Here is a 23,144-nt window from a genome sequence, read left to right as displayed (position 1 = left end):
GGGAAAATACAATGATGATACAAGATACGATTGCCGCCATTTCGACTGCTGTCGGAGAGGGCGGCATTGCCGTTATACGGGTAAGTGGACCTGACGCGATCACCGAATGCGCGAAATGCTTTCGCTCCAAATCGAATATTTTCGCGGCCGATTCGCATACCGTTCATTATGGGCATATTGTCGATCCGGCCAACGGTGAAACGGTAGAGGAGATCCTGTTGACGATTATGCGCGGGCCGCGTTCATTCACGGCAGAGGATGTAGTTGAGCTCAGCACGCATGGCGGCGTTGTCGCGGTTAAGCGCGTGTTGGAGCTGATGCTGCGATCCGGCGGCGTAAGGCTTGCTGAGCCGGGCGAATTTACGAAACGGGCTTTCCTCAATGGGCGGATCGATCTGATGCAGGCTGAGGCGGTTATCGACTTGATTCGATCGAAGTCTGACCGTGCATTCTCGGTGGCGATGAAGCAAGCGGAAGGGATGCTGTCGAAAAAAGTTAAGGCACTTCGACATAATCTGATCGAACTGTTGGCGCATATCGAAGTCAATATTGACTACCCTGAGCATGATGTCGAATCGATGACTAGCGCTTATATTCGTGAAAGATGCGGCGAAGCATGCGCGGAAATCGACCGGTTGTTAAAAACGGCAAGCGAAGGCAAGATACTAAGAGAAGGCATTATGACCGCCATTGTCGGCCGGCCTAATGTCGGCAAGTCCTCTCTGCTTAATGCGCTTGTGCAAGAGAATAAAGCGATCGTAACGGACATTCCTGGCACGACCCGCGACGTAATCGAAGAGTACGTAACGCTGGGTGGCATACCGCTGCGATTGCTGGATACGGCGGGTATTCGGGAAACGGCGGATGTGGTGGAGCGCATCGGAGTTGAGAGGTCGCGTTCTGCGCTTGAGGAAGCGGATCTGATCTTGTTCGTACTGAATGTCAATGAGCCGCTTCATCCCGATGACCGGTTGCTGATGGAGCAGCTGAGCAACAGGCCGGTTATCGTGCTTCTGAATAAAACGGACTTACCCGTCGTGATGGATACGGCTGAGGTAGAGTCGATTTTTCCTGCGGATGCTATTGTTCGGCTGTCTGTGCTGCACGAGCAAGGGCTTGAAGCATTGGAGGAAGTTATTAAACGAATGTTCTTCGGCGGGGAGATCGAGTCCGCTGATTTGACATATGTCAGCAATGTTCGTCATATTACGCTGCTTGGACATGCGCGGCAATCGCTTGTCGATGCCATAGATGCGACAGAAAACGGCATTCCGATTGATATTGTGCAAATTGATGTGCGTACTGCATGGGAGCAATTAGGCGAATTAATAGGCGATTCGGTGTCGGATTCGCTGATTGATCAAATATTCTCTCAGTTCTGTTTAGGTAAATAATTTTGATGGTGGAGAGGCAAGGAGGGATACGGTAATGGGTTACCATGCAGGGGATTTTGATGTTATCGTCGTTGGAGCGGGACACGCAGGCTGTGAAGCCGCGCTTGCTGCCGCCCGGATGGGCTGCGAGACGCTGCTGCTGACGATCAATTTGGATATGGTTGCATTTATGCCTTGCAATCCGTCAATCGGGGGACCGGCGAAGGGTCATGTCGTACGTGAGATTGATGCGCTTGGCGGCGAGATGGGACGCAATATCGATAAAACGTTCATCCAAATGAGGATGCTTAATACAGGGAAAGGGCCTGCCGTACATGCGCTCCGTGCCCAGGCGGATAAGTTTCTGTATCAGCACTTCATGAAGGAGACGATCGAGGAAACGGATCATTTGACGCTGAGACAAGGCATGGCGGAGGAGCTAATTATTGAAAATGGGGCTTGCGTCGGGATTGTGACGAAAACCGGGGCGGAATATCGCGCGAAAGCGGTCGTGGTGACGACTGGGACGTATTTGCGCGGTAAAGTCATCATGGGCGAGCTGATGTATGAGAGCGGTCCGAACAACCAGCAGCCTTCGGTTAAGCTGTCCGAAAGCCTGCGTGCGCTTGGACTGCAGCTAGTGCGGTTCAAAACCGGAACGCCGCCTCGCGTGCATAAGGATACGATTGATTTCTCCAAAACGGAGATTCAGCCGGGGGATGAGAAGCCGAAGTTTTTCTCCTACGAAACGGAGTATTCCGATAATGAACAGCTGCCATGCTGGCTGACGTATACATCTGAGGAAACGCACAAGATCATCAGTGACAACCTTCACCGCGCGCCTATGTTTTCCGGTGCGATTGAAGGAACGGGTCCGCGTTATTGCCCATCGATCGAAGATAAAATCGTCCGTTTCGCCGACAAACCGAAGCATCAGATTTTTCTTGAGCCGGAAGGCAAGAACACGTCGGAGTATTATGTACAAGGTCTTTCGACAAGCATGCCCGAAGATGTGCAGCTAAGCATTCTCCGCTCCATCCCGGGTTTGGAAAAAGTCGAGATGATGCGTACCGGCTATGCCATTGAGTATGATGCGGTTGTGCCGACGCAGCTGTGGCCTTCTCTTGAGACGAAGCTAGTGCCTGGTTTGTTCACGGCCGGGCAAATCAACGGCACGTCCGGTTATGAGGAAGCGGCAGGGCAAGGCATTATGGCCGGCATCAATGCAGCTCGCAAGGCGCAGGATAAAGAGCCGATTATTATTGACCGTTCGCAAGGCTATATTGGTGTTCTGATCGATGATTTGGTGACGAAGGGTACGACGGAACCATATCGTCTGCTTACTTCCCGGGCGGAGTACAGATTACTGCTTAGACATGACAATGCCGATCTTCGTCTAACGCCTACAGGCTATGAGATCGGACTTATTTCTGAAGGGCGCTATCAGAAGTTCACGAAGAAGAAGCTGATGGTGGAAGAGGAAATCGAGCGTTTGAGAACCGTTAAGATCCGTCCGGATGAAGCGACGCTGCAGCTGTTGGAGGAAGTTCAATCGGCGCCGATCAGTCAGACGACAGATGGATTATCACTGCTGCGCCGTCCGGAAATTACGTACGAAATGATTGAGCGATTGACTCCTTCGACTGAGGAACTGTCCGAAGATATGAAGGAGCAAGTTGAAATCCAGATTAAATATGCAGGCTACATCGAGAAGCAGCAGCTTCAAGTCGAACGTCTGGCGAAGATGGAGAAAAAGCGGATTCCGGATGACATTGATTACCATGCCGTTACCAACCTTTCAAAAGAAGCGAAGACGAATTTGTCCAATATCCGACCGCTCTCGATTGGGCAAGCCTCTAGAATCGGTGGCGTAACGCCGGCCGACATTTCGATTCTGCTCGTTTATCTGGAGCACTATAACAAGGTTATTGCGGCACGGGGGTAACTATGAATTCAACTGAAATTTGGTTTACCGGGTTGCTTGAAGAGCATGGAGTGGCACTTTCGCCGCTCCAGCTGGAGCAATTCCAAACGTATTATGAATTGCTTGTCGAATGGAACGAGAAAATGAATTTGACCGGCATAACGGAGAGGGAAGCGGTGTATGAGAAGCATTTCTACGATTCCGTGACCCTCTCTTTTTTTGTGAAGATGGATCAGGCCTCTTCATTGGCTGATATCGGCTCCGGTGCCGGATTCCCGAGCATTCCTTTGAAAATTTGTTTCCCGCATCTGAGGGTAACGATTGTAGACTCATTGAACAAGCGAATTCAGTTTCTGCAGCATGTCGTCCAAGCTTTGAAGCTCGAACAAGTGCAATGTGTGCATGGCCGTGCGGAGGATATCGCTCGACTAGCTCCACATCGGGATGCGTATGACATTGTAACGGCAAGAGCCGTCGCAAGACTAAGCGGGTTAAACGAGTTGTGTCTTCCTTTTGTCAGTGATGGCGGCGTGTTTGCGGCGATGAAAGGTGCCGATCCAGCTGATGAAGTGAATGAGGCGAAGAGAAGTATGACGGAATTAAAAGCTAAGCTTACCTCGATCGAACATTTGAAGCTGCCATTCGAACAATCGGACCGTCATATTCTACTGATGAAGAAGAATGGTGCGACACCGGCTAAATATCCTAGAAAAGCGGGTTTGCCGTTGAAACAGCCTATTTTATAATTGATGTTGTTTGATTATGTTTCACGTGGAACAATTTTGTGGTGATAAAGAATTGTCACATATTATCTCTCTGTCAAGCAGGAAATCAATTAAAAGCCGACGAATTAAGTAAGAACGACAATCCTCGGCACTTTGAAATCGGGTGGTAGTTGACAATATGAAAGAACAATTCTCGCGATTATTCGGATTAAGCGATCCGAAAACGACAAGTCAAGACGAAGTCAAACAGCTCTCGATTGCAGATGTGGATACGAGTCCATACCAGCCGCGGACAGTATTCGATGATGAACGTATCGAAGAACTTAGCCAGACCATCCGTACACACGGTATCATTCAACCAATTGTTGTGCGTCAGCGCGGCGGCAGATATGAAATCATTGCAGGAGAGCGGCGTTACCGTGCGGTTAAGAAGCTCGGTCTTGAGGCGATTCCTGCTATTATCCGCGAATTCAATGATTCACAGGCAGCTTCCATTGCATTGATTGAGAATCTTCAGCGTGAAGGATTAACCTCCATTGAAGAGGCAGTCGCTTATCAGAAATTGATCGATCTTCACAATTTGACGCAAGAAAGTTTGGCGCAGCGGCTTGGAAAGAGCCAATCTACGATTGCAAACAAAATCAGGCTGCTTGGACTCGGTGATACGATCAAGAATGCCTTGATGGAACGCAAAATTACTGAACGTCACGCAAGAGCGTTACTATCGCTTGAGTCGGAAGAGCTGCAATTGAAGGTGTTGGAAGACATAGTTTCGAAAGAACTAAATGTCAAACAAACGGAAGCGCGAGTAGCTTTCTATAAAGAAGCGGCCAAAGAAGCAAAGAAGCCGAAACGGATTTCATTCACGAAGGATGTGCGCCTGGCGCTAAACACGATTCGGCAATCGATTGAAATGGTTTCGGGTTCCGGCATGCAAATCAAAACCAAAGAACAAGACCACGAGGATCACTACGAGATTGTCATCAAAATTCCGAAACGATAATAGCGATTCAGACAGCCGTCCGAACCATGGACGGCATCGTCATTTTCATTAAACAAGAAGAAGTGGCTGTCGCCATCTCTCTAAGACGTGCAAGTTCTTTCTATTAAATAATAAGTGAAGTATAGTGTGGTTTTCACATTCTTAAGATCTGAACAAAACCTACGGTTCATAGCATCACTAAGTAATCAGCATAGAGGTGAACGGTTTGTCTAAAACGATTGCAATAACGAACCAGAAGGGCGGTGTCGGAAAAACGACCACGTCCGTGAATCTGGGCGCGTGTTTAGCTTCACTTGGCAAAAAAGTATTGCTCGTCGATATTGACCCTCAGGGAAATACGACAAGCGGAATCGGGATTAATAAAGCAGACGTGGCACATTGCATTTATGATGTGCTTATTAATGATGTCCACCCGAAAGACGCTACTTGCCCTACTAATATACCAGGACTTAATATAATCCCTGCAACCATCCAATTGGCCGGTGCAGAGATTGAACTTGTTCCTACGATTTCTCGTGAACAGCGTCTAAAAAAGTCGCTTTCGCTTGTGAAAAACCAATATGATTACATTCTTATCGATTGTCCTCCGTCGCTTGGTATTCTAACAATTAATTCGTTGACGGCATCGGATTCTGTTATCATCCCTATACAATGTGAATATTACGCGCTGGAAGGTCTTAGCCAGCTGTTAAATACAGTTCGTCTTGTACAGAAGCATTTGAACACTTCGCTGCAGATCGAAGGCGTTCTGCTCACGATGTTTGATGCCCGTACGAACCTAGGCATTCAAGTTATTGAAGAAGTTAAGAAATATTTTCAACAGAAGGTTTATCAAACGATTATCCCGAGGAACGTCCGCTTAAGTGAAGCTCCGTCGCATGGACAGTCGATCATTACTTACGATCCAAGATCCAAAGGGGCAGAGGTGTATCTTGAACTCGCGAAGGAAGTGATAATGTATGAGCAAGCGGCTAGGTAGAGGACTTGATGCGCTTATTCCATCGCTTTCTGTAAGCGAGGACGACAAGGTGGTTGAGGTTTCGATATCTCAACTGCGTCCGAATCCGTATCAACCGCGTAAAACGTTTGATGATGATGCAATTAAGGAGTTAGCAGAATCCATCAAGCAGCATGGCGTTATTCAACCGATTATTGTCCGAACGGTTCTCAAAGGCTATGAAATTATCGCCGGCGAAAGACGGTTCCGTGCATCGCAGCTTTGCGGTAATACAACGATCCCAGCAGTCGTTCGCAACTTTACGGATCAGCAGGTTATGGAGATTGCGCTAATCGAGAACCTTCAACGCGAGGATCTCAATGCAATGGAGCTTGCGATTGCATATCAAGCGTTAATGGACAAGTTCAATCTTACTCAGGAAGAATTATCCATGAAAGTAGGGAAGTCCAGATCGCATATTGCAAACTTCCTTCGCTTGCTGTCGCTGCCAGAGCAGATCAAAGATAATGTTTCACGTGGAACAATTTCAATGGGTCATGCAAGGGCAATTGTGGGAGTGAAGGAAGATGCGCGCAAGAAAGAGCTTGCAGAGTTAACGATAACGAATGAGTGGAGCGTTCGCCAATTGGAGGAAGCAATTAAGAACTTGGATCAGCCTGCAGCTGCAAAGGCGAAGCCGCTTCCTTCGAAAAAACGGGATCCTTATATCGATCAACTCGAGGAAACACTGCGCGAGCAGTTTAAGACAACGGTTAAAATCAAACAGCAGAAAGATAAAGGGCGTATTGAACTCCTTTACTTCAACAAACAAGATTTAGAACGGTTGCTGGAGCTGTTGCAGCAGTTGTCCTAATTCGAATAGCCAACAACCTAAATAGCATACTCGATTGGCGGAGTCCGAATTTGATGCGGGCGTACCAATCGAGTATGCTATTGTTAGGATTGCAGAAATGATCGGTTTGTTTGAGGAGGGGATTGAAATGGAGCGAACGTCGGAACGGAAATTGATTTATCTTGATCATGCCGCAACCTCTTGGCCGAAGCCGCCGGAGGTGCTGAAGGCAGTTATGGACGCGATGGAGCAGGATGGGGCGAATCCGGGCAGAGGCAGTCATGCGATGGCGGTGCGGGCGAGCAGGATCTTGTTTAATACAAGAAAAGCGTTGTCGAAACTGTTTCATGTCTCCAATCCAAACGATATTGCGTTCGCACTGAATACGACTATGGCGTTAAATACCGCGATTAAAGGGTTGTTAATCAGTGGAGATCATGTAATTGCAACTGCTGTGGAACATAACTCGGTAAGAAGGCCATTGGAATATTTGAAGCGATTCATGGAGATTGAGGTCACCTATGTTGAACCTAACCAATTCGGCGAATTGGATGCCAAACAGATCGAAGCTGCTATTCAGTCCAATACAAAGCTTGTCGTCGTGAATCACAGTTCGAATCTGTTAGGTACTATACTCCCGGTTGCCGAAATCGGTGAAATCTCGCGAAAGCGCGGCGTTAAACTTCTTGTAGATGCAGCGCAGACAGCAGGGCTGCTGGAGATCGACGTTGAGCAGATGGGGATTGATATGCTCGCGTTTCCGGGCCATAAAGGGCTGCTGGGGCCGCAGGGGACAGGCGGGCTGTACATTCACCCCAATTTGGAGTTGGAGCCTCTCCTGCACGGTGGGACGGGCAGTCAATCGGAAGCGATTGAGCAGCCAAAAGTGCGTCCGGATCGGTATGAGGCAGGAACGCAAAATGCCGCTGGCATTAATGGGTTGAAAGCTGGTATTCAGCATATTCTGCATGAGACGGTACAAAACATCCATACTAGAGAATGGACGCTGACGCAGCAAATGATGGAGGGGCTGCTTGCCATTGATGGGCTGAAAATTCTGGGTCCGGAACTTGGGAAGCCGCGGACGGGAATTGTATCCTTTGTTATGCATGGGGCCGACCCGTCCGAGATTGGTTTTATTTTGGACCAGCATTATCAGATCGCCGTTCGAACGGGATTTCATTGTACGCCGCTTGCACATGCGACAGCGGGGACGGTGGATACAGGGGCAATACGGGCAAGTGTCGGATGCTTCACTACGCAACAAGAAGTTGAAGCATTCATTGCGGCTGTAAAAGAAATTAAGCAGCATTACAGCTAAAGTGGGATAAGTGGGGAGAGCTAAGCATCATGGATCAACTTATAGATACACCGTCGGATTGGGTGACGGCCGGTTTGCTGCTGGTCGTGCTTATTTTGGTGGTTCGCAGTTTTGTCATTGGCAGTAAGTTGAAGCGGTTGAGGAAAAGCTACAAGCAATTTATGAGCGGTGCAGGCGTAGAGGAACTGGAGAGCGTCATCATTGATTTGAAACAACGATTGGCCGAACAAGAAGAAGGACAGAACAAACTGAAGCAGAGCGTTAGATCCTTGAATGATACGTTGAAGAAAAAGAAAGGGAACATCGGCATTCATCGTTATAATGCGTTTGCGGAGCGCGGGAGCGATCTTAGCTTCTCGATTGCGGTTATAGATGATGCCGAAGATGGAATGGTGTTAAGCGGCATCCATGGCCGCGAGAATACGTTTTTGTACGCGAAGCCGGTTCAAGAAGGACAATCGAAATATCCGCTGACGCCGGAAGAAATCGAAGCGATCAATCTTGCGTCGCAGCGGGGATCGAAGTAGGGCGAACGCATTTCATAATGGATGAGAACAGGCTGTGCGAAATAATATCGGCCATTCGCATAACGAGATGAAGGCGCGTGTTTTGAAGGACGAAGTACTCCATAAATCCACCCACGTTAACGATTCCGGTAATATGAATGTCACCGACGGGAGGAAGATCTTTATTAACGCCGGCTCCTGGGCGAACAGGTCCCGTGCCGACTTGGATGCAACCAACGCTCGCGGCTTGGCCTAGACAAGCATCGATGCCAATGACAAAAGGCTTGCGGATGTACTTGTTGATGTCGAATAAGGTTTCATCCAGGTTCATGGCATGGACCGGTTCTTCCAGTGTGCCATATAGATCGAAGAAGGGGCTGCGGAATTTGCTGAGCGACGTGCCGACAAGCGGGCCGAGCGAATCGCCGGTGGAACGGTCTGTGCCCACGCAAACCACGACAAGCCTGCGATCGGCAGGAATACTGTCGAGGTGGTACGTGATGCGATTAATCAGAAGTCCGTTGATATTAGGCTCCGTGTACGGTACTTTGAGCGGTGTTTCTTTCATTCCTGGCAATTTCATAGATTCCCCTCCCGCCAACTCTATGAATTACGATAACTGGATAAAACGCGTGCTAGACTTCATGCAAAATGATAGAGCGGCTGTACTTGACGCTTGGTTACTAGTATATGGTTGAGACAACCATTTTATACTTGGCAGCCCTAACGAAACGCAATAAAATCAGTCTGGAGGTGCGATGCGTGCTTATAGCCTTTGACTCTACCCAGCAGGCGCTGCGGGCGGAGATGCTATTAGAATATGCAGAGATTGAAATAGATATCTGTCCTACTCCGAAGCAAATAACCGCTGGTTGTGCACTCTCAATCCACTTTCCTGAGTCGGATTTGCTAGCCGTGAAAGAAGTCATCACTGGGGAACAGGTAGAGATCAGAGGGATATTCCGGCGGATTGAGGATCGGTACGAGCCCATTGAGTTATGAGGTTCGAACAGATACGATAAAGATAAAGAAGCAAACATTGGATTAGGGGAGCGGATTGCGATGGAGAGGAAGCAGTTTGAGCTGGGCGATGTCGTCCAAATGAAAAAACAGCATCCTTGCGGAACGAACGAGATGGAGATCATCCGGATGGGGATGGATATTCGCATCAAATGCGTCGGGTGCAAACACAGCGTACTTATACCGCGTGCTAAATTCGAGAAGAACATGAAGAAGGTGTTGAGATCAAAATCTGCTGAGGGTGTAAACGAGGAAGAAGGCGGAAACGAACAAGCGAAAAATTAGCGCTTGCATTTGTACAAGTCCCGTGGTAATATAATTTTTGCTGACCGACATATATGGAGAGGTACCCAAGAGGCCCAAGGGGGCTGACTCGAAATCAGCTAGGCGTGTCACAGCGTGCGTGGGTTCGAATCCCACCCTCTCCGCCATACTTAATCAACCAACGACCTGAAGAGGTCGTTTTTTTGTTGTTCGAATTGAATGAGACAGCAACTGTGAAAAAGCGAAACAATGGAAAAAAGGGCTCTCGCGAGCCCTTCTCCAACGGTGTTTGATTTAGAAAACAGTCATCACTACAACTTCGTAAGAAACCTTGGTTCACCGATTTTTAATCGGTGTGCGTGTGTTACAGACACTGGTCTTTGGCACAACCCTCCGCTTCTATGCTGAGTGGACAAGATCTCCTTGAGGTTCGTGCACGCATTGGTTCAATGGAACCACACCTCTCTTTACACCGTCACAAACTATAATGCACAGACTGTGCTTTTTCTATACAGCGATTTTAAAATGATCATGCATCAAGCCGGGGTTGTTCGTTCAGTGGAATCTCTTCCACTTGCGATCCTTATTCGAAAGAGCAGGGAACTTATCGCCCTTCTTCAGCTGGATCTTCTGCGGCTTATTGACGCCCATATGGAAAGACGCTTCGCCGATTTCAATGTACATGCCGTCGTTAGGCGCACGGTCGCCTTCTCGAAATTCTGTCCATTCACCCATAATGAATTACACCTCCATGGCTGTTACACGACTGAGGACGGTAAAGTGCCCGTCCGAACTATAGTGTGCAACGATTGAAGGAGGATCATGAACGGAAGAATGAGGCAGGTTATGCGTCAGAATGGGCACTTGTCAAGCAGGTGCTAAGTTTGGTATAGTATTCAGGTATGCGAGAAATTAACTCGCTCCTTGCTCCCATATGGGGGCCGCACAGTCCAAGAGGAGGTGAAATAAATGCGCAAATATGAATTGATGTACATCATTCGTCCGGATGTGGAACAAGAGCAAGTACAAGCTCTGACTGAAAAGTTCCAAGCAATCATCGGAAACGGCGGAGAAATCGTCAAGCATGACGTGCTCGGCAAGCGCCGCCTTGCGTATGAGATCAACAAGATTCGTGACGGTATCTACGTACTGGTAAGCTTCAACGCAACTCCAGAAGTTGTTGCTGAACTTGACCGCGTCATGAAGATTACGGATGAAGTTATCCGTTTCTTGGTCACTAAAGATGTAGCTTAGTCTCATCAACGCAAGGATGTTTCGATTGGAGGCGATAGACGATGTTGAACCGCGTTATTCTCATCGGCAGATTAACAAAGGATCCTGAAATGCGCTATACGCCGGCAGGCGTTGCGGTAACGCAATTTACGCTTGCGGTGGATCGTCCGTTTACAAGCGGCGGTCAAGGTGAACGCGAGGCGGATTTTATTCCGATCGTCACTTGGCGGCAGCTTGCTGAAACTTGTGCGAACTATTTGCGCAAAGGCCGCTTAACGGCGGTTGAAGGCCGTATTCAGGTGCGGAATTACGAAAACAACGAAGGCAAGCGCGTCTACGTGACGGAAGTCATTGCCGACAACGTTCGTTTCTTGGAATCCGGTAACCGTGATAATGGTCCGCGTGAAGAAGGCGCTCCAAGCTATGGCGGCGGCAGCAGCTACGGCGGAGGCAACCAGCAAGGCGGCTTCGGCGGTGGCGGCAATTCGCAAGGCGGAGGCCGTTCGGGAGGCACACCAAGGAACAACAACAATCGTGATCCGTTCTCAGATGACGGACGCCCGATCGATATATCGGAAGATGATTTGCCATTCTAATTGAAAGGACGGATGAACATGAGCTTTAAGCAAAGAGATGGTGGCGACGAGCGTCCAGAACGCAAATTCGGCGGCCGTAAAGGCCGTAACAAACGCCGTAAAGTATGCTTCTTCACTGCTAACAAAATTACACACATCGACTATAAAGATACGGACCTGCTTCGTAAATTTATCAGCGAGCGCGGCAAAATTTTGCCACGTCGTGTAACTGGAACAAGCGCGAAGTATCAACGCCTTTTGACGATCGCGATCAAACGCTCCCGTCAAGTAGCGCTGTTGCCATATACAACGGAATAGGACGTACAACAGAAAGGCAGCCGATCCCGGCTGCCTTTTTTGCGTCTAATCATACATTAAAACTTGCTTGCTTCCCGCTCTGCGAATTCGCCGATCACCGGCAGCTTGAATCGCTTTCCTTGCAACGCGAGGATCATTAATGCAATCCATAATATAAATGTCAGCGGAGTAAGCAAAACGCCAAGCAGCCAGCCGATAAACGGGATAAAGCCGAGCAAAATATTGAGGATAAGCAAGGCGACTGAAACCATAATCGATTGCATGGCGTGAAATTTGACGAAGTTGCTCTTCTTCTCCAGCACAAGAAACAAAATGCCTGTAACAAAGCTGCCCAAATAGCAAAGCAGGCCGACGACCTTTGGGTCGATACCGGTTGAAGACGGATCCGGTCCTAATGGTTGCATACGTTCTTCCCCTCCCTATGTTAGGTATGTATTCGGCGAAAGCACGAACTATGCTTGTATCGCAAGACCAGAATTGGAAATGGAATGCTGCTAATCATTTGTAACTTTCGTGCGCATATAATCGTTTAGAATTAAGGAAGCCGCGTGTAAATAGATTTGAAGAGAATGGAGCGTTTACAACCATATGCAACCAAGAAAAACACGACGCTTATATACATGGCTCGCTGTGACGCTTGTTATTGTGCTGCTTGCAGGTACTGTCGGCTACTTCAATCGCAATGCATTGGCCTTGTGGGGATTTGATACGTTCTTTTCCGATACAGTCAAGGAGAAGCTGGAGAAGTCGTATCAGCCGTTGGAAGGCCATGAACCGGTCAAAACCACGTACAAGAAGGAAGAGCCGTTCACGATGCTGCTGCTTGGCGTTGATCAGCGCGGCAAGGAAGTCGGACGCTCGGATACGATGATCCTAACTGTCATCCGGCCGGTTGACGGGGCGATTCTGATGGTATCCATCCCGCGCGATACGTACGTCGATATTGTTGGCAAGAAGACAAGAAGGGGCAATCAATGGGAGGATAAAATTACCCATGCCTACGCATTCGGCGGAGCCAAAATGTCGGTAGAAACTGTCGAGCGATTATTCACCACACATGTCGATCATTATGCTACAATTAACTTTACCGGCTTCCGCGACGTCATTGATGCGATGGGCGGCATTTCGCTGCCGATTACGAAGGATCTGGTTAATGATGATCCGGGTCACGAGAAGTTCGTCGTTAAGGCCGGAAAAGAGCTCTACAACGGCACAGAGGCGCTCAATTATGTCCGCTTCCGCGAAGATGCCGGCGGCGATACAAGCCGCGCAGGACGTCACCAGCAGTTTCTAAACGCCATCATGGCAAAAGCTTCAAAAGTCGGGCAGTGGTCCAAGATTCCTGAACTAATTGATATTATGGGCAAAAATTACTCCACGGACCTGACGCCGGAGCATTCGATCGAATTGGCGAAGAGCATGCTGCAGACTGACAACCGTACCATTTACAGCCACACTCTTAAAGGCAAAGGTCAGTACAGCAAGAGAAATGGTGTGTGGTACTACTATGCGGATGAAAAGGACTTGGCTGCAACGAAGCAGTTGATCGCAGCTTGGCTCAATCCGAAGAAAACGAAAGCAGAGCTGCCGCTCCCTGAAGAGAACCAAGTGAAGGAGCAGAAACCGGTGCAGTCGTTATCGTCGATACCGGAATCAACAGCAGAGAAGCAGTAACGGCAATGGCACTGACGGAATCGATTCGTTAACTTGCAGCTAGGCCCGGAGCTCTTCACGGACAGAAAGATGAAAGTAGAAGGGAATGGGAAACCGAACATGAATATTGCGTTTTTTTTGCTGCCTAAGCAAGAGGTTGTATGGCTGACGGTCGATGCCACGCTTCGTCAAACGCTAGAGCGCATGGAACATCACCGCTATACGGCTGTACCGATCTTAGACGATGATGGCGGGTACGCTGGCACGCTGACCGAGGGCGATTTGCTCTGGTATATGAAGAATAATCCACAGGTCACATTTGACCAAACCAATAAAGTCAGGCTATCCGATGTAAAGATGCGCATGACGAACAAGGCCGTGCAGATTGATGCCAATATGGAGGATTTGATCTCGCTGGCTAAGGTCCAGAACTTCGTCCCCGTCATCGATGATATGAACCGGTTTATCGGAATCGTACGCCGGAGCGACATTATCGATTATTGCGAAGCCCTTATTTTTAATCAGCCTACAAGAACCGGAAACGAAATGGCAGCCGGTTAACCAGATGAATGCCGTCCTCTTCAGCAAGAGGACGGCTTTTTTACTTCTATGGCGGGGAGCCGGCTGGACAACGTCTCCTGTGTTGCTCAAATTGTTTTATGCTATAATGGGGAGTAAAGCTTAAGCTCTGTACTAGTATAACAGCAAGAGGTGAACGGTTTGAAAACCGGCTTTAAATCAGTGCTCTGGAGTGCCGCAGCGTTCGTTCTGCTGCTCATGGTCGCGGTTCCCGTCATAAATGCACTAGCAGCAGCCGTATTAATGGTGCCGACGGTAATACTTTACACGACCTTATCGAAACGGGCGTTTACGCTGCATATGGCAGCCGTTTACGGCATCGGCGTCGCAATCATGGGATTGCCTGCCTTAATCGTAGCGCTATTCTTCTTGGTTCCGTCGATTGTCATGGGGCATTTCTACCGAAAGGGGGTGCCGGCACGCAAAGTATTGACGGCCACGGTGTTAACGCTGCTTGCCCAGCTGCTGCTGGAGCTTGTGCTATTTGACCTCGTGTTTGATTTCTCCTTGCTGCGTGAAATTCGTGAAGTCACTACGAAGACCGTTGACAGCTTAAGAGAACAAGGGCTGATGCCGAGCGGTTGGACGGCAACCGTGACGGAGTCATACGTTCAAAGCTTGATCCATTCGATCCCGATGGCGCTCATTACCGTTTCGTTTCTGCTTGCCGTGATTACGCATGCCATAGCGGCTCCTGCGCTGCGCGGCAGCGGTCTGGCGATTCCCCGTCTGCAGGCAGCCCGCGAATGGAGATTGCCGCGGATTTTCGTATTTTACTACTTAATTGCGCTTATCGCGGATATGGCGACGCCGAACACCGGCACCTCGTTCATGACCGTGACGCTCCATAACCTGGTCCCGCTGATGCAAATGGCCTTCTCCATTCAAGCAATGGGCTTCTTCTTCTTCCTTGCGCATGAACGCAAATGGAATAAAGCGATACCTGTCCTTCTTTCTGTGCTAGTCGCGATTTTCCAGCCGCTCAGCTTGATTGGGGTCATCGATGCGGCTTTCCCAATCCGTAAAGCGTTTAAGAAATCGTGATACAGGGGCGAATGAGACAATGCCGAAGTTTTTAATAAAACGATGGCACGGCATGCACCATTTGTGGGCATTCGTGCTGATGATTTTGCTGACTATGACGCTCGCTTTTTATGAATGGAAGCTGGGAATGCTGGGGCTGCTGCTCTCAGGTGCGGTCGGATTCTTCTCCTTCATGGCAGAGCGCGCATTCCGCCGTGATTTGAAGATCTATCTAGGGACGCTGTCATACCGGGTGAAAAAGGCCGGCAATGAAGTAATCAGCGATTTGCCGTTTGGCATTATTCTATATAACGAAGACAAAACGGTGGAATGGCACAACGCGTTCGTAACGCACATGCTGGAGCGGGAATCGGTCGTTGGCGAGTCGCTCGAGGATTTGTTCCCGACGCTGTCGCAGGCGAAGGAGCGGGAAGGCACCGTTGAAGCGTCGATCGGCAACGCCGTGTATGAACTGATGTTCCGCTTCGATGAACGCTTGCTCTATATCCGCGATATGACGCAGAAATGGCAGCTTGCAAAACGGTATGAAGAAGAGAAAATCGCGCTTGGCATCGTCATGATGGATAATCTGGATGAAGTGACGCAGGGGATGGACGATCAGCAGCGCAGTACGCTGCTCTCGAAGGCGACCGCGGAAATTACGGAGTGGGCGAACAAGTTCCATGTCTACCTGAAGCGGCTCACCTCGGACCGCTATCTGGTCATCACCGACATGAAGACGCTAAAGCAGCTGGAACTGTCACGGTTCGTGCTGCTGGATGAAGTGCGGGAAATTACCGCGGAGAACAAAATCCCGATGACGCTCAGTATCGGCTTCGCTGCAGGCGCCGAGAGCATTGTAGAGCTCGGTCACTGGGCCCAAACGAGCCTAGACTACGCCCTTGGGCGCGGAGGCGACCAGGCGGCGGTGAAGGTCGGGCAGCGCCAATCCTTCTATGGAGGCAAATCCAATGCCGTCGAGAAACGGACGCGCGTCCGGGCAAGGGTCGTGGCGCATGCGCTGCGCGACCTGATGAAGGACAGCGACCGCGTCGTCGTGATGGGGCACAAAGTGCCCGATATGGACGCGATGGGGGCATGTATCGGCGTGGTGAAGGCTGCATCGCTCTTCAACAAAGAAGCATACATTGTGCTTGAGGGAGTAAACCCGTCCATCCAGAAAATGATGGAGATGCTGAAGGAAGAAGAGCGGATCGCGAGAAGATTTATTACGCCGGAACAGGCGAAAGAGCTTATTACCGGCAACACGCTCGTCGTGGTGGTGGATACCCATAAGGCGTCCATGGTAAAAGAGCCGAAGCTGCTTACGCAAACGGACAAAATCGTCGTGGTCGACCATCATCGGCGCGGCGAGGAGTTTATTTCGAACGCGATTCTCGTCTATATGGAGCCATATGCATCTTCGACGTGCGAGCTTATCACGGAGCTGCTGCAATATATTAATGACCGCGTCCTTCTCGATGTCAGAGAAGCGACCTCTTTGCTAGCCGGTATTACGGTAGATACGAAGAGCTTCTCGCTCCGTACCGGCTCGCGCACGTTTGAAGCGGCTTCGTTCCTGCGCCGCAATGGGGCGGATTCGTCCTTGATCCAGCGGATGATGAAAGAGGACTTGGCTGAATACATCAAGAAAGCCGAGATTATTAAGCAAGCCGAAATCGTATATGAGCATGTCGCCATCGCGATGACGGAGCAAGGGCGGCAATATTCGCAGCTGCTCATCGCCCAGACCGCGGATACGCTGCTGAATATGACCGATGTGCTGGCATCGTTCGTGATCGGTGAGCGCCCGGACGGGCTAATCGGCATTAGCGCCCGGTCGCTCGGCCATATGAACGTGCAAGTGGTCATGGAGCGGATGGGCGGCGGCGGTCATTTGACCAATGCCGCGGCGCAGCAAGAAGGAACGGTAGTGGAAGCAGCGCAGCGCCTCAAGCAGGTGCTGCATGATCTTGATAAGGAAGAGGGGTTATTCGAATGAAGGTAATCTTTTTGCAAGATGTGAAGGGGCAAGGTAAGAAGGGTGAGGTAAAGGATCTGTCGGAAGGATACGTCCGTAATTTCCTGTTTCCAAAAAATTTGGCAAAGCCGGCTTCGGAAGGCAACTTGAAGACAATGGAGTTTCAAAACGCAGCGGAAAAGAAGAAGAAAGAGAAAGAGAAGGAAGATGCAAAGGCGCTTGCCGAGCGTCTTGAAGCACTGAAGGTTATCGTGAAGACGAAAGCCGGCGAGGGCGGCCGTCTGTTCGGCGCCATTACGAGCAAACAAATTGCGGAGGCGCTTGAAGCGCAGGGCGTGAAGATCGATAAACGCAAAATCGAGCTCGAAGAGCCGATTCGGACGCTTGGCGTGACACAAGTTGCAGTGAAGCTCCATCCAGAAGTGAAAGCGAAGCTGAGCGTACATGCAACGGAGGAATAATAGCAAACAAAAGGGGAGTCTTGCGAACCAATGAGTAATGAGATGATGTTTGACCGTGTGCCGCCGCAGAATATGGAAGCAGAACAAGCGGTACTTGGCGCTGTCTTATTGCAAACGGAAGCGTTGATCACGGCGATGGAGCGGCTGCGGAGCGAGGATTTCTACCTGCCGTCTCATCAACTGTTGTTTGATGCGATGGTAGAGCTTGGAGAAGCCGGCCAGCCGATTGACTTGGTGACCTTGACCGCTTATTTGCAGGACCGTCAGCAGCTGGAGGAAATCGGCGGCGTCAGCTATCTGGCAAAACTGAGCAGCGCTGTGCCTACGGCGGCAAACATCGACCACTACGCGCAAATCGTAGAAGAGAAGTCGATGCTGCGCCGCCTGATCCGGACGGCGACGAACATCGTGTCCGACGGCTACGCCGCCGCGGAGGATGTCGGCGCGATGCTGAGCGACGCGGAAGCTCGCATCATGGAGCTGTCCAACCGCCGTTCGAGCAGCGGGTTTATTTCGATCCGCGATGTGCTTATGGAAGTGTTCGAACGCGTAGAGCATCTGTATACGAACAAGGGGGGCTCGACCGGGATTCCGTCGGGCTTCACTGATTTGGATAAAATGACCTCCGGATTCCAGCGCAACGACCTGATTATCGTCGCGGCGCGGCCATCTGTAGGTAAAACCGCCTTTGCCTTGAATATCGCACAGAACGTCGGCGTGCGCGCGCGGGAAACCGTCGCCATCTTCAGTCTCGAGATGTCCGCCGCACAGCTCGTGCAGCGGATGATCTGCGCAGAATCGAACGTAGATGCGGGCCGAATGCGTACGGGGTATTTGGAAGGCGACGATTGGGAAAAGCTAACGATGGCGATCGGTTCGCTGTCAGAGGCGCACATCTATATTGACGATACACCGGGCATTACGGTATCCGATATCCGGGCGAAGTGCCGCCGGCTTAAGAAAGAACGCGGTCTCGGCATGATTCTGATCGATTACTTGCAGCTCATTCAAGGGCGGGGCAAAGCCGGCGAGAACCGGCAGCAGGAAGTATCGGAAATTTCCCGTACGCTGAAGCAGATCGCCCGTGAGCTCGAAGTGCCGGTTATCGCACTGTCGCAGCTGAGCCGAGGCGTCGAACAGCGTCAGGACAAGCGTCCGATGATGTCCGACCTTCGGGAATCGGGTTCCATCGAGCAAGATGCCGACATCGTAGCGTTCCTATACCGGGACGATTATTACGACAAGGAATCGGAGAAGAAGAACATTATCGAGATCATTATCGCGAAACAGCGTAACGGTCCTGTAGGCACGGTGGAGCTGGCATTCCTAAAGAACTTCAATAAGTTCGTCGGCCTTGACCGTTCGCATCAGGAACCGGGGCAAGCCTCCTAATTCTGAGGGTCGAGACACATTTATCAAAATTCCGAACAATATGCTATACACCCTTATAATTGTTCGCTTTTCGTTGACTTTACCACAGCAGACTGCTAAACTATTCATGCTGCCTGAAGACGGCTGTAGGGTGTTTTTAAAGAAGAAACCAATTTCACCGCTTGCGATTGACTACGTTTCTTCTTGGTAATGCGCAAAACTTGTAATGGGGGTATATCCATGTCAACGGTAGTTGTAGTCGGAACCCAGTGGGGAGACGAAGGCAAAGGAAAAATCACCGACTTTCTTGCGGACGGTGCTGATGTTGTAGCCCGGTACCAAGGGGGAAACAACGCAGGTCATACGATTATGATCGGCAATAAGAAATATAAGCTTACAATGATTCCATCCGGCATTTTCAATGAGAATAAAATTTGCGTCATCGGTAACGGCATGGTTATCAATCCATCCGCGCTGATCGACGAAATCAACTATATACACGAAAACGGCTTCTCCACCGAGAACCTGAAAATCAGCGACCGCGCGCACTTGATCATGCCGTATCACCTGGTACTGGACGGCCTTGAAGAAGAGCGCAAGGGCGACAACAAGATCGGCACGACGCGCAAAGGCATCGGACCTTGCTACATGGACAAAGCAGCCCGCAACGGCATCCGTGTCGCCGACCTGCTTGACGCGGATGAGTTCGAAGCGAAGCTTCGCCGCCTGGTAGTGGAGAAGAACCAAGTGATCGAGCAAGTTTACGGCGGCGAGACGCTGAACGCGGATGAGATTTTACAGCAATACCTCGGTTATGCGGAAACTCTTCGTCCATATGTCACGGATACATCCGTTGTTCTGAACGATGCGATTGATACGAACAAGAAAGTTCTGTTTGAAGGCGCGCAAGGCGTCATGTTGGATATCGACCAAGGCACTTATCCATACGTCACTTCTTCGAACCCGACGGCAGGCGGCGTATGTATCGGTTCCGGCGTTGGCCCTTCGAAGATCCAACAGGTAATCGGCGTTGCTAAAGCGTACACGACGCGTGTAGGCGACGGTCCGTTCCCGACGGAGCTGAACAATGAGACGGGCGATTTGATCCGTGAGAAAGGCCACGAGTACGGCACGGTTACAGGCCGTCCGCGCCGCGTCGGCTGGTTCGACACGGTTGTTGTCCGCCACGCTCGCCGCGTTAGCGGGATTACGGGCTTGTCCTTGAACTCGCTTGACGTGCTTTCCGGCCTTGAAACGGTTAAAATTTGTACCGGCTACAAGCTGCGCGGCGAAGTGATTACGCACTACCCTGCAAGCCTGAAGCTGATCTCCGAATGCGAAGCGATCTATGAAGAGCTTCCGGGCTGGAGCGAGGATATCTCGAACGTGAAGACGCTCGACGAACTGCCGGAGAATACGCGCCGTTATGTGGAACGCGTATCCGAGCTGACTGGCATTCCGATCGCGATCTTCTCCGTTGGACGGAACCGCGAGCAAACGAATCAGGTTGCACCGATTTACGTTTAATAGTTGTCATTATGAGGACTGCGAGCCGAATCGCGGTCCTCTTTCTTTTTGCCCTGAAAGTGAATGGTTCGCAAGTTCCGTGCCCATACTAAGAAGTATGGGCGAAAACGCCATTGCATTGGAGGGTGATAACCATGTGGAAAATGACAGGATGGCTGGCAAAGACGATTGCCGCGGGGCTGTTGATCAGTTTTCTGTCGATCTGGACGACGGGCTACATCGTCAACAGCTATGTCGAAACGCTGCTCAAGCAATTCAACGTCCCGCTCGATGAGAAGCCGTTTGCGCTGAATGGGGTATGGGGAGGCTTGTGGGGCGTAGATCCGGTCGTGAAGGAGAAAGGGGACGCCAATTCCGGATCGGCGAATACGGAGAATAAGGAAAGCGCGGATAAAGAAACGGATGCGTCCGGCGGTAAAGACGCTGCGGCTAACGATACGAAATCGGAAGGCAACGGGCCGGAAGCGGTAGATGCTTTCGGGGATCTGCCATCGGGAGAATTGAGCGATATTGGAGGCGGCACTGGGCCTAAAGGCAACAGCGGTGCGGTGTCCAGCGACGATGAAGTGGCAATGTCAACCGAGGAGCTGAATGCGGCAAAGTCGCAAATTAGCGATGCCGACAAGGAACAGCTGTTCAAAGAGATGTCCAAGTTGCCGCAGGAAGCTTGGCAAAAGATATCGACCCTTATGGAAGAAGGGCTGACCGACAGCGAAATGACGCAGGTTCAGCAGCTCTTGGCACAGCATTTGGACCGCGCGGAATATGATAAAATGCTGACAATTCTGAGCAAATATTAATGTCGTTTCCAGTTCGTCCGGTTGAACCGGAATGTCGCGTTATGTTAAAGTAGAGTGCGTAGCCGGACGATGTAGAATTACGTTGTCGGATCCCCTCAAATTTAGCAACTATAACGCGAAAAGGAGACGATCATGGGCTTTTTTAAAGAAAAGGGTCGAATCCGGAAAGTGTGGAACTCATTCCGTCAGACTTTTCGGACACAAGACCCCGTTGGAACGAAGGCCGGCATGGGACGCATGCTGAGTAGAAAACCGCTGCTTCTTGCAGTAGGTGCTGTAGCCTTGCTGACCCTTGCAGGCTTTAGCGGCAATCAATTTGTACAAGCACGCACAGTAGATTATGTCGAAGTTTATCATAATGGCAAGTTGATTGGCGAAGTAAGTTCTGAGGACCAAGTAAAAGACCTCATCAGCAGCAAACAGAAACAAGTTCAGGAGAATAACGCTGGCGTGCAAATGGTGCTTGACACTGGTACGATCACGTATAGCGGTAAAAGCGCTTACAACGCAAAACCGGACTCGGATGCCACGTTGTCGAAGCTTGAAGGGCTTTTCGGCTCGCATGCTACAGGCGTTGAGCTCGTCGTTGACGGCAAACGGGTTGGCGTTGTGAAGGACAAGGCTACTGCGACTTCACTCCTGAAGCGGGTACAAAGCAAATACGCCCCGCAGGTGAAAGCAGGCAAAGTCGAGGTAACAGCGTTGTCTTATTCGACTGACGGCGGCTTGAAATCGAAGACGGCTCTGAAAGCGGTGAAATTTGTCGAGAAGGTCTCGACGAACACGGCGGATGTGCAGCCGGGAGATATTGCGGATCCGGAGCAGCTGTATTTGCAGCTCATTAAAGGAACCGTGAAGCCGACCAAATACACGGTTCAGGAAGGCGACTGCATCGGATGCATCGCGCATAAATTCGACATTTCGCCTCAAGTTATCTATGAGCGCAACAAATGGATTAAAGAAGATATGATTAAAGTCGGCGATGTGCTGGATTTGACGGTGCTGCAGCCGCAAGTAACGGTCGAGACGGTAGAGAACGTAACCGAAACCGAATCGATTGAACCGATTACGGTGATTCAGAAGAATAGTAACTTGAAAGCAGGTCAGTCGAAGGTGATTCGCGAAGGCCAAAGCGGGAAGAAGCAGTTAGTCTACCGTTTGGTAAAGCAGAATGGCTATCTGATGAGCGAGGAGCTGATCAGCGAGGTCGTTCTGAAGCCTTCCGTTCCGGCGATCGTCATGAAAGGAACAAAAGTCGTGCTTAGCGAAGGCAGCGGTCAATTCTCGTGGCCGGTTTCCGGGCATCGTTTGACCAGCTCTTTCGGCCAACGCTGGGGTACGCTTCACCGTGGTGTCGATATGGTCGGCAACCATAATATCAAGGCAGCGGACAATGGTACCGTCAGCTTCGCCGGTAAACGCACCGGTCTTGGCAATTGCATCATTATTAATCACCATAACGGCTACGAGACCGTCTATGGCCATCTCAGCAAAATTTCCGTCAAGAAAGGGCAGACGGTAGAAAAGGGTCAGCAGATCGGCATTATGGGTAATACCGGACATTCCTTTGGCACACATTTGCACTTTGAGGTTCATAAGAACGGCGCTTTGCAAAACCCGCTGAAATACCTATAAGCGAGAGTTTGCGGCCCCATCGAAGCACTGTCCGGCGGTAATGCCGGGCAGTGCTTTTTTGT

Annotated in this window: 25 protein-coding genes and 1 tRNA gene; 23 read left to right on the top strand and 3 right to left on the bottom strand. The window is 50.2% G+C overall.

All coding sequences use genetic code 11. From position 1 onward, the window contains the following. Nucleotides 1-14 precede the first annotated feature (14 nt). The 8 genes from mnmE to DL346_RS24715 all read left to right on the top strand — a co-directional run bounded on the left by mnmE (nucleotide 15) and on the right by DL346_RS24715 (nucleotide 8,663). Nucleotides 15-1,394, top strand: coding sequence for a tRNA uridine-5-carboxymethylaminomethyl(34) synthesis GTPase MnmE (mnmE, locus tag DL346_RS24750; protein WP_112885103.1), 1,380 nt, complete (start codon nucleotides 15-17; stop codon nucleotides 1,392-1,394). 34 nt (nucleotides 1,395-1,428) lie between these two features. Beyond that, nucleotides 1,429-3,318: a tRNA uridine-5-carboxymethylaminomethyl(34) synthesis enzyme MnmG gene (gene mnmG, locus DL346_RS24745; protein WP_112885058.1), complete on the top strand. Its 1,890-nt coding sequence runs from the start codon at nucleotides 1,429-1,431 to the stop codon at nucleotides 3,316-3,318. A gap of 2 nt (nucleotides 3,319-3,320) precedes the next feature. After that, nucleotides 3,321-4,043, top strand: coding sequence for a 16S rRNA (guanine(527)-N(7))-methyltransferase RsmG (gene rsmG, locus DL346_RS24740; protein WP_112885057.1), 723 nt, complete (start codon nucleotides 3,321-3,323; stop codon nucleotides 4,041-4,043). 157 nt (nucleotides 4,044-4,200) lie between these two features. Next, the gene (gene noc / locus DL346_RS24735; protein WP_112885056.1) at nucleotides 4,201-5,025 is read left to right on the top strand and encodes a nucleoid occlusion protein; all 825 of its coding nucleotides are present in this window, start codon (nucleotides 4,201-4,203) and stop codon (nucleotides 5,023-5,025) included. A gap of 205 nt (nucleotides 5,026-5,230) precedes the next feature. Next, nucleotides 5,231-6,004, top strand: coding sequence for a ParA family protein (locus DL346_RS24730; RefSeq protein ID WP_112885055.1), 774 nt, complete (start codon nucleotides 5,231-5,233; stop codon nucleotides 6,002-6,004). Next, a complete protein-coding gene (locus DL346_RS24725) occupies nucleotides 5,985-6,836 on the top strand; it encodes a ParB/RepB/Spo0J family partition protein (protein ID WP_112885054.1) in 852 nt (283 codons plus the stop codon). Before DL346_RS24730 ends, DL346_RS24725 begins: the two co-directional genes overlap by 20 nt. A gap of 127 nt (nucleotides 6,837-6,963) precedes the next feature. After that, nucleotides 6,964-8,136 (top strand): aminotransferase class V-fold PLP-dependent enzyme, encoded by a 1,173-nt coding sequence (locus DL346_RS24720; protein ID WP_112885053.1) that lies wholly within the window; start codon nucleotides 6,964-6,966, stop codon nucleotides 8,134-8,136. A 29-nt stretch (nucleotides 8,137-8,165) separates the two neighbouring features. After that, entirely contained in the window at nucleotides 8,166-8,663 is a 498-nt protein-coding gene (locus DL346_RS24715) for a DUF4446 family protein (protein WP_112885052.1), read from the top strand. Here DL346_RS24715 and yyaC read toward each other — a convergent pair. After that, complete coding sequence (gene yyaC / locus DL346_RS24710; protein WP_112885051.1) at nucleotides 8,632-9,225, bottom strand: spore protease YyaC; 594 nt, start codon at nucleotides 9,223-9,225, stop codon at nucleotides 8,632-8,634. The two genes, DL346_RS24715 and yyaC, sit on opposite strands and share 32 nt — an antisense overlap. 179 nt (nucleotides 9,226-9,404) lie before the next feature. On the opposite strand from yyaC, the gene DL346_RS29600 reads away from it, so the two are divergent. From DL346_RS29600 to DL346_RS24695, 3 genes are all read left to right on the top strand, one after another. Beyond that, nucleotides 9,405-9,644, top strand: a complete 240-nt coding sequence (locus DL346_RS29600; protein WP_276311582.1) for a putative Se/S carrier protein — start codon at nucleotides 9,405-9,407, stop codon at nucleotides 9,642-9,644. A 60-nt stretch (nucleotides 9,645-9,704) separates the two neighbouring features. Continuing rightward, nucleotides 9,705-9,947, top strand: coding sequence for a DUF951 domain-containing protein (locus DL346_RS24700; protein WP_112885049.1), 243 nt, complete (start codon nucleotides 9,705-9,707; stop codon nucleotides 9,945-9,947). A gap of 55 nt (nucleotides 9,948-10,002) precedes the next feature. Then, nucleotides 10,003-10,093, top strand: a tRNA-Ser gene (locus DL346_RS24695). Between the two features lie 388 nt (nucleotides 10,094-10,481). On the opposite strand, the gene DL346_RS24690 is transcribed toward DL346_RS24695, so the two are convergent. Continuing rightward, complete coding sequence (locus DL346_RS24690) at nucleotides 10,482-10,661, bottom strand: YjzC family protein (RefSeq protein WP_112885048.1); 180 nt, start codon at nucleotides 10,659-10,661, stop codon at nucleotides 10,482-10,484. A 234-nt stretch (nucleotides 10,662-10,895) separates the two neighbouring features. Between DL346_RS24690 and rpsF the strand changes: the two genes are divergently transcribed. From rpsF to rpsR, 3 genes are read left to right on the top strand one after another with little or no spacing between them, the layout of a single operon-like run. After that, nucleotides 10,896-11,180, top strand: a complete 285-nt coding sequence (gene rpsF / locus DL346_RS24685; protein ID WP_112885047.1) for a 30S ribosomal protein S6 — start codon at nucleotides 10,896-10,898, stop codon at nucleotides 11,178-11,180. 41 nt (nucleotides 11,181-11,221) lie between these two features. Next, nucleotides 11,222-11,755, top strand: coding sequence for a single-stranded DNA-binding protein (gene ssb / locus DL346_RS24680; protein WP_112885046.1), 534 nt, complete (start codon nucleotides 11,222-11,224; stop codon nucleotides 11,753-11,755). A gap of 18 nt (nucleotides 11,756-11,773) precedes the next feature. Then, a complete protein-coding gene (rpsR, locus tag DL346_RS24675; RefSeq protein ID WP_090649321.1) occupies nucleotides 11,774-12,052 on the top strand; it encodes a 30S ribosomal protein S18 in 279 nt (92 codons plus the stop codon). Nucleotides 12,053-12,108: 56 nt separating this feature from the next. On the opposite strand, the gene DL346_RS24670 is transcribed toward rpsR, so the two are convergent. Then, the gene (locus DL346_RS24670; protein WP_112885045.1) at nucleotides 12,109-12,456 is read right to left on the bottom strand and encodes a DUF4870 domain-containing protein; all 348 of its coding nucleotides are present in this window, start codon (nucleotides 12,454-12,456) and stop codon (nucleotides 12,109-12,111) included. Nucleotides 12,457-12,640: 184 nt separating this feature from the next. On the opposite strand from DL346_RS24670, the gene DL346_RS24665 reads away from it, so the two are divergent. The 9 genes from DL346_RS24665 to DL346_RS24625 all read left to right on the top strand — a co-directional run bounded on the left by DL346_RS24665 (nucleotide 12,641) and on the right by DL346_RS24625 (nucleotide 23,082). After that, nucleotides 12,641-13,726: an LCP family protein gene (locus DL346_RS24665; protein WP_112885044.1), complete on the top strand. Its 1,086-nt coding sequence runs from the start codon at nucleotides 12,641-12,643 to the stop codon at nucleotides 13,724-13,726. 99 nt (nucleotides 13,727-13,825) lie between these two features. After that, on the top strand, nucleotides 13,826-14,266 hold the full coding sequence (locus DL346_RS24660; protein ID WP_112885043.1) for a CBS domain-containing protein: 441 nt from the start codon (nucleotides 13,826-13,828) through the stop codon (nucleotides 14,264-14,266). Nucleotides 14,267-14,425: 159 nt separating this feature from the next. Beyond that, on the top strand, nucleotides 14,426-15,328 hold the full coding sequence (locus DL346_RS24655; protein WP_112885042.1) for a DUF2232 domain-containing protein: 903 nt from the start codon (nucleotides 14,426-14,428) through the stop codon (nucleotides 15,326-15,328). 19 nt (nucleotides 15,329-15,347) lie between these two features. Next, nucleotides 15,348-17,309 (top strand): DHH family phosphoesterase, encoded by a 1,962-nt coding sequence (locus DL346_RS24650; protein ID WP_112885041.1) that lies wholly within the window; start codon nucleotides 15,348-15,350, stop codon nucleotides 17,307-17,309. Further along, a complete protein-coding gene (rplI, locus tag DL346_RS24645; RefSeq protein WP_112885040.1) occupies nucleotides 17,306-17,749 on the top strand; it encodes a 50S ribosomal protein L9 in 444 nt (147 codons plus the stop codon). Before DL346_RS24650 ends, rplI begins: the two co-directional genes overlap by 4 nt. 30 nt (nucleotides 17,750-17,779) lie before the next feature. Next, on the top strand, nucleotides 17,780-19,141 hold the full coding sequence (dnaB, locus tag DL346_RS24640) for a replicative DNA helicase (RefSeq protein ID WP_112885039.1): 1,362 nt from the start codon (nucleotides 17,780-17,782) through the stop codon (nucleotides 19,139-19,141). A gap of 219 nt (nucleotides 19,142-19,360) precedes the next feature. Beyond that, the gene (locus tag DL346_RS24635; RefSeq protein ID WP_112885038.1) at nucleotides 19,361-20,647 is read left to right on the top strand and encodes an adenylosuccinate synthase; all 1,287 of its coding nucleotides are present in this window, start codon (nucleotides 19,361-19,363) and stop codon (nucleotides 20,645-20,647) included. Nucleotides 20,648-20,781: 134 nt separating this feature from the next. Further along, nucleotides 20,782-21,447 carry a hypothetical protein gene (locus DL346_RS24630; RefSeq protein WP_112885037.1) on the top strand — a complete coding sequence of 222 codons (666 nt, stop codon included), beginning with the start codon at nucleotides 20,782-20,784 and terminating at the stop codon, nucleotides 21,445-21,447. Between the two features lie 132 nt (nucleotides 21,448-21,579). Beyond that, on the top strand, nucleotides 21,580-23,082 hold the full coding sequence (locus tag DL346_RS24625; RefSeq protein WP_112885036.1) for a peptidoglycan DD-metalloendopeptidase family protein: 1,503 nt from the start codon (nucleotides 21,580-21,582) through the stop codon (nucleotides 23,080-23,082). The last annotated feature ends 62 nt before the right edge of the window (nucleotides 23,083-23,144 follow it).

This window comes from Paenibacillus montanisoli, assembly GCF_003268025.1.
In the GTDB taxonomy this organism is placed as follows: Bacteria; Bacillota; Bacilli; order Paenibacillales; family Paenibacillaceae; genus Paenibacillus_Z; species Paenibacillus_Z montanisoli.
Note: the sequence above shows the minus strand (reverse complement) of the source record. Positions and strands in the feature narration are given on the sequence as shown.